Annotated in this window: 9 protein-coding genes; 5 read left to right on the forward strand and 4 right to left on the reverse strand. The window is 54.9% G+C overall.

The window, feature by feature from the left end; genetic code table 11:
• Positions 1–39 precede the first annotated feature (39 nt).
• The 4 genes from ABD949_RS17770 (at position 40) to ABD949_RS17785 (ending at position 7,200) form a co-directional block, all read left to right on the forward strand.
• Complete coding sequence (locus ABD949_RS17770) at positions 40–1,989, forward strand: KUP/HAK/KT family potassium transporter (protein ID WP_345245392.1); 1,950 nt, start codon at positions 40–42, stop codon at positions 1,987–1,989.
• Positions 1,990–2,031: 42 nt separating this feature from the next.
• Entirely contained in the window at positions 2,032–3,192 is a 1,161-nt protein-coding gene (locus tag ABD949_RS17775) for a porin (protein ID WP_345245394.1), read from the forward strand.
• A 161-nt stretch (positions 3,193–3,353) separates the two neighbouring features.
• Positions 3,354–5,753, forward strand: coding sequence for a glycoside hydrolase family 2 protein (locus ABD949_RS17780; protein WP_345245396.1), 2,400 nt, complete (start codon positions 3,354–3,356; stop codon positions 5,751–5,753).
• 109 nt (positions 5,754–5,862) lie between these two features.
• A complete protein-coding gene (locus ABD949_RS17785) occupies positions 5,863–7,200 on the forward strand; it encodes a GntP family permease (protein ID WP_345245398.1) in 1,338 nt (445 codons plus the stop codon).
• Between the two features lie 24 nt (positions 7,201–7,224).
• Here the strand turns inward: ABD949_RS17785 and ABD949_RS17790 are convergent, their stop codons facing one another.
• The gene (locus tag ABD949_RS17790) at positions 7,225–9,549 is read right to left on the reverse strand and encodes a S9 family peptidase (RefSeq protein WP_425576769.1); all 2,325 of its coding nucleotides are present in this window, start codon (positions 9,547–9,549) and stop codon (positions 7,225–7,227) included.
• Positions 9,550–9,606: 57 nt separating this feature from the next.
• Here ABD949_RS17790 and ABD949_RS17795 point away from each other — a divergent pair, with 57 nt between their 5' ends.
• Positions 9,607–11,241 carry a M1 family metallopeptidase gene (locus ABD949_RS17795; protein WP_345245400.1) on the forward strand — a complete coding sequence of 545 codons (1,635 nt, stop codon included), beginning with the start codon at positions 9,607–9,609 and terminating at the stop codon, positions 11,239–11,241.
• Between the two features lie 45 nt (positions 11,242–11,286).
• Here ABD949_RS17795 and ABD949_RS17800 read toward each other — a convergent pair whose 3' ends face one another.
• The 3 genes from ABD949_RS17800 to ABD949_RS17810 all read right to left on the reverse strand — a co-directional run bounded on the left by ABD949_RS17800 (position 11,287) and on the right by ABD949_RS17810 (position 17,165).
• Positions 11,287–14,382: a sensor histidine kinase gene (locus ABD949_RS17800; protein WP_345245402.1), complete on the reverse strand. Its 3,096-nt coding sequence runs from the start codon at positions 14,380–14,382 to the stop codon at positions 11,287–11,289.
• A gap of 445 nt (positions 14,383–14,827) precedes the next feature.
• Positions 14,828–16,072, reverse strand: coding sequence for an NAD(P)/FAD-dependent oxidoreductase (locus ABD949_RS17805; protein WP_345245404.1), 1,245 nt, complete (start codon positions 16,070–16,072; stop codon positions 14,828–14,830).
• A gap of 88 nt (positions 16,073–16,160) precedes the next feature.
• Complete coding sequence (locus ABD949_RS17810) at positions 16,161–17,165, reverse strand: 4-hydroxyproline epimerase (protein ID WP_345245406.1); 1,005 nt, start codon at positions 17,163–17,165, stop codon at positions 16,161–16,163.
• Positions 17,166–17,212: the final 47 nt, after the last annotated feature.

Below are 17,212 nucleotides of genomic sequence, written 5' to 3' on the forward strand. Positions count from 1 at the left end.
ATCTCACCAGAAACGAAATCAATACAACCTGAATTCAACATGCAAGACAAACAGCAGATGGACCGCGTCACGGCGGGAGGCTTACTGGTAGCCATGGGTATTATCTTTGGCGATATTGGTACCTCTCCGTTGTATGTGCTGACGGCCATTCTGGGTCCTACGCAGGTAATCCAGCAGGATGCGGTGCGAGGAGCCCTTTCCTGTATTTTCTGGACGCTCACGTTACAAACCACCGTAAAGTATGTCATCCTGATCCTGCGGGCCGACAACCGGGGTGAAGGTGGGATTTTCGCTTTATTTGCCCTGGTACGGCGTCATGCCCGGTGGCTGACGGTGCCGGCTATTATCGGGGGCAGCGCCCTGCTGGCCGACGGTATTATCACCCCGCCCATATCGGTTTCGTCGGCTATTGAGGGGCTGCGGATTCTTTACCCGGATATTCCTACGGTTCCCATCGTTATCGCCATTCTGACGATTCTGTTCCTGGTTCAGGCCTTCGGGACGAGTGTGGTGGGTACCACCTTTGGCCCGATCATGCTGGTCTGGTTTACGATGCTGGCTACGCTGGGAATTTCGCAGATCGTGGTAGCACCGTCGGTGCTGGCGGCTATCAATCCCTACTATGCCTGGTGGCTGCTGTCGGAGTATCCGGGTGGGTTCTGGTTGCTGGGTTCGGTATTCCTGTGTACCACCGGAGCCGAGGCTCTGTATTCTGACCTGGGGCACTGCGGCCGGGGCAACATCCGCGTAAGCTGGGTGTTTGTCAAGACCTGTCTGCTGCTGAACTATTTTGGTCAGGGGGCCTGGCTGACCACCATTGCCGGGGAGTCTTTAGGCGACCGGCGGCCATTTTATGCCATTATGCCCGAATGGTTTGTTATTTTCGGCGTGGCGGTGGCTACGGCGGCTACGGTCATTGCCAGTCAGGCGCTAATCAGCGGCTCGTTCACGCTGATCAGCGAAGCCATCCGGCTTAACTTCTGGCCGAAGGTGCGGCTGCGTTACCCGACCGTCAAAAAAGGCCAGTTATTTGTGCCCAGTGTCAACATGCTGCTTTGGGCCGGCTGTGTCGGCATTGTGCTGTACTTCCGGGAGTCGTCGAATATGGAAGCCGCTTACGGCCTGGCCATTACGCTGACGATGCTGATGACGACGCTGCTCATGGCGTATTACCTGTACGTCAAAAAATTCAGTGCGTGGGCTGTTTTGCTGTTCCTGATCGTGTACCTGGGTATCGAAGGGTCTTTTCTGATAGCCAACCTGAGCAAATTCCCGCACGGCGGTTGGGTATCGCTTGTCATCGGCGCGGCTATTGCTTCGGTGATGTACATCTGGCTTCAGGCGTTTTACATCAAGCTACGGCTGACGGAATATGTCCGGATCGATCAGTATATTCAGGCCATCAAAGAGCTCAGCCGCGACATCAGCATTCCCAAGTACGCCACCCACCTGGTGTTCATGAGTAATGCCGCCCGGCAGGCCGAGATTGAATCCAAGACCATCTACTCCATCTTTCAGAAGCGGCCGAAACGGGCGGATATTTACTGGTTCGTCCATGTCGATACGACCGATGATCCGTATACGATGGAATACAAGGTGAACACTATTGCACCCGACGACTGCTATAAAGTGACCTTTCGGCTGGGCTTCCGGGTCGAACAGCGGATCAACCTGTTCTTTCGGAAGGTAATTGAAGATATGGTAAAGAACAAAGAGGTGGATATTACCAGCCGTTACGAATCGCTCCACCGCCAGAACGTGATTGGCGACTTCCGGTTCGTGGTGCTGGAGAAGTTCCTGTCTTTCGAGAATGACCTGCCGTTGAAGGAGCGGATCATCATGAACCTCTACTTCTTCATCAAAGGGTTCACTACGTCGGAAGATCGCTGGTTTGGTCTCGACAGCAGTTCGGTGAAGGTAGAGAAGGTGCCACTGGTGATTCGCCCGGTGGAGAACGTAAACCTGAAGCGTCTGGATTATGCTGGCTAAGCTAATTTTACAAACCTAACTACCGATCCCGTGATCTGTATCATGGTAAACTATATAAAGACCGGTGTACTGATCGTCCTGTCGGCCCTGTCTGCATTTGGGCAGGCTACCGATACCACCAGGGGTACGGCTCCAACCGCTTTATTATCGCAACAGCCGGCAGCGGGTAATCAGGTGACCTTTAGCGGCTATGTCGAAGCGTATTATGCCTACGATTTCACGGTGCCGGGAACGGTTCAGGAGCGGCCGGGCTTTCTGTATAATTTCACGCGGAATCGGGAGGTGAACCTGAATCTGGCTTTCCTCAGAGGTGCGTATACCGGTGAGTATGTGCGGGCCAATCTGGCCCTTCAGGTAGGCACCTATCCGCAATATAATTATGCGTCGGAGCAGGATCTGGTCAAAAACATATTTGAAGCCTATGCCGGCGTAAAACTGAGCCGTAACCGGGATCTGTGGCTGGATGTAGGCCTGTTTTCCTCGCATATCGGCTACGAAAGTGCGATTGGCCAGGATAACTGGACGCTTACGCGCAGCATTGTCGCCGAGAACTCACCGTATTACCTGGCCGGAGCCCGACTGACCTACACGACGTCAGACGGCAAGTGGACGCTGCTGGGTTCGGTCCTGAATGGGTGGCAACGGGTAAGGCGATTGGCCGGGTATTCGGGGCCGTCGTTCGGTACCCAGGTTCAGTGCCGTCCGTCATCCCGGCTTACCCTAAACTGGAGTACGTTTCTGGGCAGCGACCGTTCCGACTCCCTACGGTCAGCACGGATGTACCATAACTTTTACGCGATTTATCAACCGGGAAAGGTAGGGTTGACCCTCGGCTTCGATGTGGGGTCGGAGCGCAAACCGGTGGTCATGGGTCGGCGGGAGGGACGCGGTAGCAACGTCTGGTTTACGCCCACCGCCGTTCTGCGGTATAGACTCAGCGAGAAACTGCGACTGGGTGGTAGAGTGGAATACTATGATGACAAAGCCGGGGTCATGATTACCCCTGATACGGCCACGGAAACCGGGTCGCGGGTATTCCAGACCTGGGGATATTCGGCAAATATCGATTATGCGGTTAGTGACCAGGCACTGTTTCGCGTGGAAGCCCGGACATTTCGCAGTAAGGATGCCGTTTTTCAAACCGGTAGCGGGACCGGGCGAACCAATACCGCGCTGACAACGAGCCTGTCTGTTCGTTTTTGATTGGCGGCACTCATAAACACCCTGGTGTAGGGAGTCCTTACCGCTTTTTCCAATATGCACGTTTAAAAAAGCCTGTTACCACTTATACAAAATAAGTACCGGCAACATCAGCCAAACCAATGTAGTTAAATGCAAAAGGTCTCCATCAGGCTACTGCATTAATGAGCGTACGTATATCCTTTTTCTTCCTGCTGCTGGTAATGCTGAATGGCACAAGTCAGGCTGTAGCCGGGGGAGTCAGGTCGAAGCCGGCCATCAGTCAGGCGCTGAATTTCAATATCGGCTGGGAGTTTGTTAAAGACATTGATACAACCGTTACGGCGGATTTCTTCCGAAAAAATGCCGGGCCGGCTATTCCCTGGCGGCTGGTGTCGTTGCCCCATACGGCGCAGCCTGAACCCCTTATCATTACCGGTAATCAGTGGCAGGGAACCTGCTTTTACCGTAAGTTTTTTTCCATTTCGGCCGCAGACAAAGACAAACGGCTGGCTATCCATTTTGAAGCCGCTATGCACGAGGCCGATGTGTACCTGAACGGCAGGCACCTGCTGAAGCATATCGGCGGCTACCTGCCGTTTGAGGTAGATATCAGCCAGTACGCAACGATCGGTGCCGAGAACTGTGTGCTGGTTAAGGTCAACAACCAGGATAACCCGGCCATTCCCCCCGGTAAACCCATTAAGGATCTTGATTTCAATTACTACAGCGGCCTCTACCGCAATGTGTATCTGATTGTTGAAGATAAACTGCATATACCCGATGCGGTGCAGGCCGACCGGAAAGCCGGAGGAGGTATATGGGTGTATTATTCCCAGGTAAGTCCGGAGTCGGCGGTGGTTAATGTACAGACAGAGGTAAAGAACGACCATCGGAAGGCGCAGCTAACAAAGATCCGGCTCACCTTGCTGGACTCGGCCGGGCGGCCCGTTGGGCAGTCGCTGTCCAGAGAGGTGTCGGTCCGGCGGGGAGCATACAGCCGGTTTACGCAAGCGATCCGGGTAACTCGTCCTCGGTTATGGTCGCCGTCGGACCCCTATCTGTACCGGCTGCTGGTGGAGGTGCTGCAAAGTGGCCGGGTGGCTGATAAGGAGGAGGTAGGGGTAGGGATTCGCACCTTTCAGTTTACCGCCGATGGGTTTTACCTGAACGGCGAAAAGCTGAAGATCCGGGGCACCAATCGCCACCAGGAGTACCCGTACCTCGGCTACGCCCTGTCTGATAACGCTAATTATCGCGATGCCTGGAAGATCAAAGATGCGGGTTTCAACTTCGTGCGGTGTTCGCACTACCCGCAGTCGCCCGCTTTTCTGGATGCCTGCGATGAACTGGGGCTCCTGGTGATGGACGCTATTCCGGGCTGGCAGTTCTTTGGCGACAGTACCTTTCAGACCAACAGCCTGCAGGATGTGCGCGGTATGGTGCGCCGGGACCGTAACCACCCCAGTGTTATTCTCTGGGAGGCATCGCTGAACGAGTCGGGTATGTCGCCGGCTTATATGGAGCAGGCGCACCGGACGGTACACGATGAACTGCCAGCTGGCGATGTGTATACCTGCGGGTGGCTGGATTCGGTTTACGATGTGTTCATCCCCGTCCGGCAGCATGCCAAACCGCCCCACTACTGGAATACCTACGACAAAAACAAACCCCTGCTGATTGCTGAATACGGCGACTGGGAATACTACGCCCAGAATGCGGGCTTCAACCAGAAGGCATTCAAAGACCTGAAGGAAGGCGAGCGGTCCTCGCGGCAGTTACGGGGTGCCGGCGAAAAACGGCTGCTGCAACAGGCGCTTAACTACCAGGAGGCCCATAATGACAACCTGCGCGGCCGGGCGGCCGGCGATGCCAACTGGCTAATGTACGACTACAACCGGGGCTATGCGCCCGATCTGGAGGCTTCCGGTATTTCGGATATTTTCAGACTGCCCAAGTTTGCCTTCTATTTTTACCAGAGCCAGTACGGACCAGTGCCGGATCGTACGGGGTTTGGTAAACCCATGATCTACATCGCTACCTACTGGACCCGGAGTTCGGCCAGAGATGTCGTGGTATACAGCAACTGCGAGGAAGTTGAACTGTTCCTGAACGGAAAATCCGTTGGCCGGCAAAAGCCCGACCAGAATGCCTACGCCACCCAGCTGGCGCATCCGCCGTTTACCTTCCCGCTGTCTCGCTTTACCGCCGGTGAGCTAAAAGCCGTGGGCTACCTTAACGGTTCTGCTATGGTAGAAACGGCCGTTCAGACACCGGGTGCTGCGCAGAGCCTCAGGCTTACCGTGGACCGGAGCGGCCGCGATCTCAGTTCCAACGACGTGGTGTTTGTCTATGCTTCGGTGGTCGATGAGCGGGGCACGGTGGTGCCCGATGCTGCGCATAGTATTATTTTCCGGGCCGAAGGGGATGCTGAACTGGTGGGGCAGAACCCCATCAACGCCGAGGCCGGTATCGCTTCCATATTGCTGAGAACCGGGCCTACGGCTGGTTCGGTAAAAATTACGGCGTATGTAAATGGGTTGAAGGGGGCAGAACTAATCCTACCGGTTATGGGCGGACAGTAAGGCTGCGCCGTGAATAGGTCAACAGGTTCCGGGTAAAGTTTCATTCCTGTGTGCTTTTTCAATAATATTGATTTCATTCTCCTACCCTAGACCCTAACGTAACCCTTACATGGTATCCGGATCTTACCTTCTGGTGGTTTTTGTGCTGTCGATTCTGCTGCTGCTGGTATCGATCATTCGATTTAAAGTAAACCCGTTTCTGGCCCTGCTCGGAACGGCGCTGATTACCGGTTTGCTTTGCGGCATGCCGCCCGATGCGGTGACAAAGCAGCTGGCCGCCGGGTTTGGGCAGACGCTTGGTGGCATTGGTATCGTCATTGGTCTCGGTATCATTTTCGGGAGTATTCTCTCCGAGAGCCAGGCGACGGAACAGATTGCCGCCATGTTGCTGCGGACCGTTGGGCGTAAGCAGTCGCCCCTGGCTATTAACCTGACCGGCTATTTTGCTTCTATTCCCGTGTTTTTCGATGCGGCCTTTGTTATTTTCATGCCGCTGCTCCGCGATTTGTCCCGCGATACCCGGATTCCGCTGGTAACCTATGTGACGGCCATGTCGATTGGCTTGCTGACTACGCACTGCCTGGTTATCCCAACTCCCGGTCCGCTGGCTGTTATGGGCAATATGGGTCTGGATGCCGGGGCTTTTCTGGGCTTGGGAATGCTTGTTGCCCTCCCTGCCTCACTGATGGGGGGGCTGGTTATGGGTCGCATATTGGGTCGGCATATCGTTATTGAAAACCTGCCTGATCCGGTGCCGGAGACTCCCACCGCTGCTGTTGTGGTCGAACGCCGGGTACCGTCCGGACAATTATCCCTGCTGGTACTGCTGTTTCCAATTCTGCTGATTCTGATCGGCAGCATTACCAGCCAGTTCTTGCCGACCGGCTCGTCGGGACGGCGGCTGATGGGCTTTATCGGCGACAAAAACGTAGCCATGCTGGCCGGCGTGCTGGTGGCTTATCTGACCATGCGCCCCTACCTGCGGAAAACCTTTGATCAGCTCATTGTAGAAGGGGCCTCTGCCGCGGGCCTGATCCTGCTGATTACCGGCGCCGGCGGCTCTTTTGGCAGCATCATCAGTTCATCGGGTATCGGTGATTATCTGGTAAAGTCACTGACCGGCTTCAACCTGTCGCTGGTGGTGATGGGCTTTGTGCTGACGCTTCTCATCCGGGTCGCTCAGGGATCGGCTACGGTCTCGCTGGTAACCGCTTCGTCTATTCTGGCTCCCATGGTTGTACCGATGGGAGCTAATCCGCTGATTGTTGCTTTGGCGATCTGCTGCGGAGGCATGTGTTTCTCCCTGCCCAACGATTCTGGTTTCTGGGTCGTATCCCGCTTTGGTAACCTCACCGTATCGCAAACATTAAAAGCCCTGACCCTGGCCGGTACCGTGGCTGGCCTAACAGGATTGATAATCCTGCTGATCATCGACCAGTTCATCTAAGAGCCAAGGGAAGGAGACGTATTGTTATCGGGCTGAAATTGGCGCAGCCGCTTCTTTCGGTGTCCAGGCCGGCGGCTCTACCCCGATCAGGTGTCTGACAAAAAAGTCCCGGCGTTTGCGTTCGCCGTAGTCACCACCCGATGAGTGGTTCATGCCCGGCACCATCACAAAATCAAAGTCTTTATTGGCTTTGATCAGTGCGTTGACCAGTTGCATAGTCGATGCCGGATCGACATTATCGTCAACTTCACCGAGAATCAGCATCAGCTTGCCCTGTAGCTTCGCGGCATGGGTTACGTTGGAGCAGTCGGCATAGTGCGGACCAATGGGGTAGCCCATCCACTGCTCATTCCACCAGATTTTGTCCATGCGGTTGTCATGACAGCCGCAGGAAGATACCGCCACTTTATAAAAATCAGGGTGGAATAACAGGGCACCGGCTGAACTCTGCCCGCCGGCGGAGGTGCCGAAGATGCCCACCCGGTCGATGTCCAGATACGAATTTTTCCGGGCGGCCTCTTTAAGCCAGAGAATACGATCGGGGAACCCGGCATCCTTCAGATTTTGCCAGCACACATCATGAAAAGCCTTGGAGCGGTTCGAGGTTCCCATGCCGTCCATCTGCACGACAATAAAGCCTAACTCGGCCACCTGGTGCAGGTAGCTATAGCCGGCACCAAACGATTTCGGGACGAATGAGCTGTGCGGCCCGGCGTAGATAGATTCAATTACCGGGTACTTTTTGGTTGGATCAAAATTGGTGGGTTTGATGATCATACCCCAGATATCCGTTTTGCCGTCGCGCCCTTTAGCCGTAAAGACTTCGGGGGCTTTCCAGCCGCTCTTTTGCAAGTCAGTAACGTCGGCTTTTTCCAGTTCCATCAGCATGTTGCCATCGACGGCACTTCTCAAAACGGTGGTTGATGGCATATCAATCCGGGAATAGGTATCGATGAAGGTCTGATAATCCGGTGAGAAGGACACCAGGTGGTTAGCGTTTTCCGCGGTCAGCGCGGTCAGGCCGGTGCCGTCGAAATTGATGCGGTAGTAGTGCAGAAAATACGGGTCCTGATCGGGGTTTTTACCGCTGGCGGCAAACAGAATGGTCCGTTTGTCTTCGTCTACTTTGATGACGTTCCTGACCACCCATTCGCCTTTGGTGATCTGTTTTTTGACTTTGCCGGTCAGCCCATCATACAGGTACAGGTGGTTCCAGCCGTCGCGCTCCGACGCCCAGATGATCTCTTTGCCGTCGGCGACATCGTAGCGGTAACGTTTGCCGCTGTAATCGATAAACGTTTTGCTGACTTCCTCCACCAGTGGTCGCACGGTGCCGGTTGTGCTGTTTATCTCCAGCACCCGGTACACCTGATGGCCCCGCTGGTTATACTCAAACGTCAGCGCGCGGCTGTCTTTGCGCCACTCGGGCCTCGACAGGCTGTACTGGTGACTGAACATCGCATTGTCAACCGGCAGCTGTTTTCGACTATCGATCAGAAAGATGGCCGGCGTCCGCACGGGTAGCGCATCGCCGGGTTTCAGGTACTCCCGGCTTTCGAGTTTAGGCTGTAACTGATCCTCGGGCGACGAGCGGACGAAGTAGATCAGATGCTTTGTGTTCGGGCGGAATTTATAGGTAGCCAGTTTTTTGGCGTCGGGTGCCCACTGCATATAATTGGAGTAGTACTCACCTTCTGACCCGTCGAAGCTCAACTGGATTTCTTCTTTGGTTTTGCGGTGGCGGATGTACACGTTGTAGTTTCTGACGTAAGCGGTCCAGAGACTGTCGGGTGAGGTTACGGGTTTGCCACTCAGTTCATCCCGACCAGCGGCCCAGTAACGGTTATCGTTTGTCGGGGTTTTAACGGGTTCCTTTTTGCGCAGGGCTGCCGTGCCGTTTAGAGGAAAGCGCCAGACAAACCCCTCGGTTGTAAATTCCAGTTCGGTCTGCGTGCTGTCGAAGCTGATAGTGGTAAATGGCAGATTGTAAGGTTTGACCGGTTTGCCGGTAGCCTTTGCCAGTTGTTCTGCCAGAGCCTCCTGATCAAAAGCCGGCTTTTTGATGCGGGCCTGGGCGTCGACCAGCCAGCACTCTTTGCCTTTTGGCGTTTGCTGCCAGTACCAGGCTTTCTGACTGTCGGGTAACCAGTTGAACGCCGTGGGAGCGTAATACACTTTGTCTTTTAGCTGCTCACGCAGGGTTTCGGCGCGTTGGTAATCAGCGGCTGTTCCCTGTGCCAGGCCGGAGCCGGATAGGTGGACGAATAAGCCTGAAATAAGGAGGGTTAGATAAGGAGAGATACTTCGCATCAGCAATCTGGCAGGAGCAACCGGGTTTAGGGAATGCATAGTAGAATAGTAAATCAATATTTTGCCTTAATTTAGGTTTTTATTTTCCACCAGTCAATGTACAGAATCCTTCTGACCTGGGCTTGTCTGCTAACAGCACTCACTGCATCCGCCCAGAAATACGAGTTTACCCGCGACGATACCCTGCGGGGCAGCATCACGCCCGAACGGGCCTGGTGGGACCTGACCTACTACCACCTGCAGGTGCGCGTTCAGCCCAACGATAGCGCCCTGAATGGCAGTACCACCATCCGGTACAGGGTGCTTAAACCAAACCAGACGCTGCAGGTGGATCTGCAGCGACCTTTGCGGGTGGTGAAGGTAGAGCAGGACGGGCAGGAACTAGCGTACCGGCAGGAGGGAAATGCCTATTTTATCGCGCTGAAGAAGCCGCAGCAGTCCGGCAAAACAGAGTCGCTGGTGGTGCATTATGCGGGTAAGCCGCGAGTTGCCCGGCGGGCACCCTGGGACGGGGGGGTAAGCTGGTCGCGGGATACCACCGGCCAATGGTTTATCGGAACTTCCTGCCAGGGGTTGGGGGCTAGTGTCTGGTGGCCCTGCAAAGACCATATGTACGATGAGCCCGACAGCATGCTCATCAGCGTCACCGTTCCCAAAGAACTGACCGACGTCTCCAACGGTCGTCTGCGCCGGGTGGTCGAGAACCGCGACGGAACCCGAACGTTCGACTGGTTTGTCGGCAACCCCATCAACAACTACGGCGTCAACCTGAACATAGGGCGGTATACACACTGGTCAGATACGCTACAGGGCGAAAAGGGACGCCTGACGCTCGACTTCTACGCCCTGCCCGAACACGAAGCGCAGGCCCGGCGGCAGTTTCAGCAGGTGAAGCCGATGCTGAAAGCTTTTGAACACTGGTTCGGTCCGTACCCGTTTTATGAAGACGGCTATAAACTGGTGGAGACGCCTTACCTGGGTATGGAACACCAAAGCTCAGTAACCTACGGCAATAAATTCCGTAACGGGTACCTGGGCCGCGATCTGTCCGGCACCGGCTGGGGCCTGCTGTGGGACTTTATCATCATCCATGAATCCGGGCACGAATGGTTTGCCAACAACATCACCTACCGGGACATTGCCGATATGTGGGTCCACGAGAGCTTCACCAATTACTCCGAAAACCTGTACATCGAATACTACCACGGCAAAGCGGCCGGTGCCACGTATGTGATCGGGTGCCGTAATCAGATCCGCAACGACCGGCCCATTGTTGGGGTGTACAATGTCAACTTCTCCGGTTCGGGCGATATGTATTACAAGGGCGGCAGTATGCTGCACACCATCCGGCAGGTAGTAGGCAATGACGAAAAGTGGCGACAGATCCTGCGGGGGCTGAACAAAACCTTTTACCACCAGACCGTAACGGGTAAGCAAATTGAGGAAAACGTAAGCCGCCAGGCCGGCATCAATCTGCAGAAAGTCTTCGACCAATACCTGCGCGATACCCGCCTGCCCACGCTGGAGTACCGGATGACCAAAGACGGCGTACAATACCGGTGGACCAACTGCGTCGACGGCTTCAACATGCCTGTCCGCATCTGTCTCAACGAATCAGCCGAGTACCAGCCGCTCCGGCCAACCACGACCTGGCAGACACTGCGGGCATCTGGCGCCAATACGCTTTCCACCGACCCAAATTACTATGTACTGGTCAATAAGGTGAACTAGTGTCTGGCCCTGGCTTATTTACATAACGTCTTTTAGCCGGCGGGACTAATTTAAGCCATTATTTCTGGAAACTCCGGGAAAGAAAAACGGTGTTTCTGGGGAGCCCTTCGGGGCTTTTGTATACGGTACATCTACCGTAATGGTAGTGCCTCTCTGTCCGGAATCGATCAGCAGTTTTGCGTTTAGGTAAGCTACTCTCGAACGAATGTTTCGCAAACCGATGCCGATAGGTTCCTGCTGCTCGGTAAGGGAGTAGCCCCGGCCATCATCTTCAACCAGCAGGGTAAGCTGATGGGCGTAAAAAATTAATTGCACGGTAACCTGTCCGGCTTTAGCGTGTTTAATCGCGTTGTTGATCAGTTCCAGGGCAATGCGGTAAATAGTCAGTTCCGTTTCCTGGTCAAGGGGATGTTCCTGCCCGTAGGTGATAAACATGCAATTTAAGCCTGAACTGGCCTGAGCCCGTTTAACGGTCTCCCGAATAACTTCGGTCAACCCCAGTTTGCCAAATTCGGGCGGCATCAGGTTATGAGAAATCAGGCGCAGGTCGCGAATGGCTTTGTCAATCAGTTGCACCGGATTCGCTAATCTGTCCGGATTAGTCTGCCGGGCTTTGAGCTGCACTTTTATGGCGGAGAGGGTAGCCCCCAGGTCGTCGTGCAGATCGGCGGCCAGCCGCTGGCGTTCTTCTTCCTGGGCCTGCAGCACCCGCTTCATCTCCGTGCGCTGGCGGCTAAGCCGGTAATGGGTGTAATAACGCACGCCGGCTATCGCCAGAAGGATCAGGCTTACGGTCAGCGCTATCCTGAACGACCAGGTAGCCCACCAGGGGGGATGAATTATAACGAGTATCTCCGTGCCCGATTCATTCCAGATACCATCCCGGTTAGCGGCTTTTACCCGGAAGGTATACTCGCCCGGCGATAAATCAGTATAGCTGGCAAAGTGACGGGTACCGCAGTAGACCCAGTTCTTATCTACGCCGGCTAACTGATAAGCATACTGGTTTTTTTCGGGCGACTGATACGTCAGCGCGGCAAAATCAAAGGAGAGGAAATTTTCGTCGTGCGGGAGTTCGACCCGGCCGGCCGGCAGGGGTCTGTTCTGATCAAGTACGCTGAACCCGGTAATATAAACCGGGAATGTGGCATCCTCATAGAAGCGGTCGGTATGCACCATGGCAATCCCGTTCAGGCTGCCGAACAAAAGATCCCCGTTCAGGCCATGCGCTACTTTACTCAAAAACATGTTATGGGGCAGGCCATCATCGGTGGTGTAGTTGTGAAAGGTATTTGTCCGGGTATTAAATCGGCAGATACCGCGGGTGGTGCTGATCCACAGGTGGCCATGCCGGTCATTGATGACGGAGGCAACATAGTTGGACGGCAGGCCGTTGCGGGTGGTTAGGGCTGTAAACCGGCCACTCGGCGGATCAAACCGGTTCAGGCCACCACTCCTTGTCCCCATCCAGATCACTCCGTCGGGGTCTTCATAAAAGCCAGTCACCTGCGTATCATTCAACTGACCGGCCGGGGCGGGCAGCACAGGGTGGTAGTGCGTAAACTGGTCTGTCTTCGGATTCAGCCGGGTGATGCCCTTACCCCTAACGGCCATCCAGATATCGCCGGTGCGGCTTACCATAACGCTATTAACGTCAACAGGCGTTTTGGTATCCAGTAAATAATACCTGAACCGACCGTCTTTGGGCGTAAACCGGGCGACGCCACCTTCGCCCCCCAACCAGAGTGAGCCGGATTTGTCTTCAGCGAACGTTTGGATTCGGGTGATGCGGGGCGAGCACCGGACAAACGTGCCGGTTACGCGGTCCATCCGGAGCAGGGCACTATCCGTGCTGACCCACATCTGTCCGGAATGATCTTCGTATACGGTTTGTAATCGATTTGCCGGGGCCGGATCGCCGGGGTTCTCCGGATCAATAGGTACAAAGGTTATCGCCCCGGTTTTGGGGTCATAGCGGTAGAGTTTACGGTTGTTCGAGCCAAACCAGATCAGGCCGGTGTGATCCCGAACCAGGGCCGATACATGGTTCTCTGACGGCGGAACCACCGGAGATGCCGGTACGAGTTGAACGGAGGTAAACTTTGGCGACGCTCCGATTCGCTTATTGATCCCCTGGTACGTTCCAAGCCAGAGCGTACCGGACCGGTCGAAATATACCGAGGAAACCCGGTCGCTGCTAAGGCCATCGGGGAGCGCCGGATTGCACCGGTGCGTAATCACCTCGCCGGTGCGGGTATCAACCTGCTGTAGCCCTTCAGTCGTGCCAAGCCACAGTTGTCCGGCTGGGCTCTCCTGAATGGCATTCATAAAAATGTGGCGATTAATCTGCCCCCCCGCTGTATACCGAACGAGGCCGGGTGATTGACCTTCTGGGTTTAGCCGCATTAGCCCGTGGTTGTTGGTGCCCGCCCACAAACGGCCGGCTTTATCCTGAAACAGGGTACTCACCCAGGGTTGTTGGCCGGCCGAATCGGGTGGATAGGGGACCAGCGTAAACCGGCCTGACTGGCGATCGAACTGGTAAAGGCCGTTAACGGTGCCAACCCAGAACCGATTTTTCTCGTCCTCCAGACTACAAATGACCGTTGTCTTTGGTCTGGGTGATCGGTATAATTTGGCATGCTTTGTTTTAGGCTCGTACCGGATTAAACCGCCCCATGATCCAATCCACAAAACGCCCTGACGATCTTCAAAGATATCCATTGCCCGGCTCCACTCGTCCGACTTTACCCGGATGTTTACCCGCGTAGCGGCACCGGTCCGTTTATCGATCAGGTGAAGGCCACCTTCTCCCGTAAAATTGTTTGCTATGGTTGCCGCCCACAGGTTACCGGAGCGGTCTTCATACAGGTCGGAAATATACGTACCGCGGAGGGAAGAGTCGGGTCTGGCGGGCTCCTGCTGAATCACGGTAAAGGTGTTTCCGTCGTATTTGTTAAGACCGTCTATTGTGCCGATCCAGATAAACCCTTCGCGGTCCTGCAGGATGCATCTGACGGATTTGTCCGATAAGCCATCCTTTTCCGACAGATGCTCAAACTGGCTGGTAACGGAGCGTAGAGGATCCTTTTTTGGGAAACTACCTGAGGCACTATGCAACTGGGCGAATCCATGTCTCAATAGAATGGTTAGGCACACAACTAGAAGGAATCGCGCAAGCATCGAATGTCGCAGAGGAAGCATGTTTAAAAATAAAAAAAAATACCATATCTACTTTGTTCGCTGACCCACAATCACCAAAACCTTATTGTTTCCTATACGGATGAAGAGGTCAAAGTAGGCCTGAAATGTGTTCAAACCCGTACAAAAGTGGGGAAGTATTCCACAGTTTTTGTGCGGTATTTTTAATGAAAACTTTTAAAGTGATTGATTTTCAGGGGGTTTTTGAACGAAGATCAACTGGCACGATTTCAGTATATAATTGGGCAGGCGAAAGCCGTTTGGGATCAGTAGTTCGCTACAGTCGGTAGCAATAGATATAGATAGAATACGCATTCTCAACTTACTCAACGTCATGAAAGCCAGATGCCCGGTTCGCGAACCGGGCATCTGCATTTTATCACTGTCAGGAAAACCGTTCTAGCCGGAAAGCTACCAGATCCATACTAGGCGGCTGTCCCGCTATCGTCTCCGCAATCAACTTTCCCGTTGCCGGTCCCAGGCTTATACCCATCATACCGTGCCCCGTTGCCAGCGTCACGTTATTGTAGCCCTGTAGTCGGCCGATGTAGGGGAGACCATCGGGAGAGCAGGGGCGCAGACCGCGCCAGACCGTTTCGGGTTTGGGCATGTCCACCTGAATGTCGGGATAGTATTGATTAATAGACTGGACAATGCCCCGCACCCGGTTCATGTTTACGGACAGATCAACCCCGGCTACCTCCAGCGTACCGGCAAAGCGCAGATCGGTACCGATGGGCGTGGCCGTGGCGCGGGCTTCGAGCATAATGGCGGGCACCCTCACGTTATCTGTTACATTCTTCAGCATAAAGCTATAGCCCTTACCTCCCTGCAACGGCAACGAGAGTCCAAGCTGTCGGGCAATAACCGGCGACCAGGCTCCCCCGGCTACGACAATTTCGTCTACCGCATGATCCCCCTGAGCCGTGCGGACGGCGGTAACCCGTCCGGCTGATGTTTCGAAGCCGGTAACTGCCTGCTCCTCCAGAATGGTAACACCCTGCTGCCTCAGGTAAGCAACCAGCGAACGGACCAACTGACCGGGATTGATGTGAGCGTCTCCCGGAAAGAACACCGCTCCGCGCACGTCTACCCGCGTCTCTGGCTCTAAATCCTGCACCTGCTGTCCCGTCAATAGCTGTGCTTCGACGCCGGCCCGGTTGGCGACTTCGGCTTCTTCGGCCATGTCATGTTCGGCCGCGGCCGTTTTGTACAGCATAAGCAGCCCGCGCTCCTGCCAGCCGAAGTCTACCTTACCAGTTGCGGCCAGTTCCTGGTACAGGCGCTTACTTAGCAGGCTGATGTCGCGCAGAACCGGTATCGACCGCTCTACATGCTCCGTCGTCGAGTGCCGGTAGAAGAGCCAGCCCCAGCGGAGCAGTTCGGCACTGAGTCGGGGTTTGATGTAGAAGGGACTGGTCGACCGCAGTAGCATCTGCATACCCTTAGCGATCATACCCGGTTGCGCCAGCGGAATAATATGGCTAGGCACAATCATGCCCGCATTCCCAAACGAGCAGCCGTCGGTAATCGGGTTCTGGTCGAAAACGGTAACGCGGAAGCCGGCCTGCTGCAGGTAATACGCCGAGCAAAGGCCAATGATGCCTCCGCCGATGATGGCTATGTGCATTTTAGATTGAGTAAATGATTGAGTGAATGAATGATTGAGTGAAATACTGACGGGTAAATTTTCAATCAATCATTCATTCACTCAATCGTTATATGACCTGAAACCCGAAGATGTACGGGTCGTCTTCGTCCAGAATAATGTGATTGTAGCCGTGAATCATCGCCCAGCCTTCAATGCTCGGGATGATAGCGGATTTGCCCCCAAGCTCGGTCTCCGCTTCGATACGGCCGGTGAAGATGGAGCCAATGATGCTTTCGTGCACAAAATCCTGCCCCGGTTTCAGCCGGCCCTGCCCGTACCACTGCGCCATACGGGCCGATGTACCCGTGCCGCAGGGCGACCGGTCGATGGCCTTGTCGCCGTAGAATACTGCATTGCGGGCGGTGGAGGTTGCCTTCAGCGGTTCACCGGTCCAGAGCAGGTGGCTGAGGCCCCGGATGGTCGGGTTTTCGGGATGCACAAACGTATGCTCCTCGTTCAACAGCTTTCGCAACTCCCGGCTCCAGCCGATCAGCTGCTCGGCTTTGTAGTGCTGCAAGCCCGGAAAGTTGGGCTGCGGGTCCACAATGGCGTAAAAGTTACCCCCGTACGCCACATCAACCGTCAGCTCCCCCAGATCCGGGCATGTCACGCTGATTCCTTCGGCCGCCAGGTACGATTTGATGTTGGTGATCTTCACCGACGTTACCTTTTGGCCCTCCTGCCGGTACTCGGCGCGGACCAGTCCGGCCGGTACTTCTAGATTCAGTACGCCCGGTGTTTTAGGCCGGATCAGGTTCTGCTCAATGGCGACGGTAACGGTGCCGATGGTGCCGTGGCCGCACATGGGCAGGCAGCCGGAGGTTTCGATGAACAACACCCCGGCATCGTTGGCCGGGTCGGTAGGCGGGTACAGGATACTGCCCGACATCATGTCGTGGCCGCGGGGTTCAAACATCAGACCCTTCCGAATCCAGTCGTATTCGGCCAGGAAGTGCTGACGCTTTTCGCTCATCGACGACCCTTGCAGGTGCGGGATACTGCCGCCGGTCACCACCCGAACGGGATTGCCACAGGTGTGGGCGTCGATGCAGAAGAAATGGTAGGCAGACATTCAGGTATTTGATGAATTAGGAATGATAAATGATGAATGGGGGTGCC

It is taken from the genome of Nibrella saemangeumensis, from assembly GCF_039541915.1.
GTDB lineage: Bacteria > Bacteroidota > Bacteroidia > Cytophagales > Spirosomataceae > Nibrella > Nibrella saemangeumensis.

Excerpts from the sequence above, each read along its gene's own strand:
- ABD949_RS17795 (WP_345245400.1), top strand. The coding sequence starts at position 9,607 with ATGTACAGAATCCTTCTGACCTGGGCTTGTCTGCTAACAGCACTCACT.
- ABD949_RS17770 (WP_345245392.1), top strand. The coding sequence starts at position 40 with ATGCAAGACAAACAGCAGATGGACCGCGTCACGGCGGGAGGCTTACTG.
- ABD949_RS17785 (WP_345245398.1), top strand. The coding sequence starts at position 5,863 with ATGGTATCCGGATCTTACCTTCTGGTGGTTTTTGTGCTGTCGATTCTG.
- ABD949_RS17790 (WP_425576769.1), bottom strand. The coding sequence starts at position 9,549 with ATGCATTCCCTAAACCCGGTTGCTCCTGCCAGATTGCTGATGCGAAGT.
- ABD949_RS17775 (WP_345245394.1), top strand. The coding sequence starts at position 2,032 with ATGGTAAACTATATAAAGACCGGTGTACTGATCGTCCTGTCGGCCCTG.
- ABD949_RS17810 (WP_345245406.1), bottom strand. The coding sequence starts at position 17,165 with ATGTCTGCCTACCATTTCTTCTGCATCGACGCCCACACCTGTGGCAAT.
- ABD949_RS17805 (WP_345245404.1), bottom strand. The coding sequence starts at position 16,072 with ATGCACATAGCCATCATCGGCGGAGGCATCATTGGCCTTTGCTCGGCG.
- ABD949_RS17780 (WP_345245396.1), top strand. The coding sequence starts at position 3,354 with ATGAGCGTACGTATATCCTTTTTCTTCCTGCTGCTGGTAATGCTGAAT.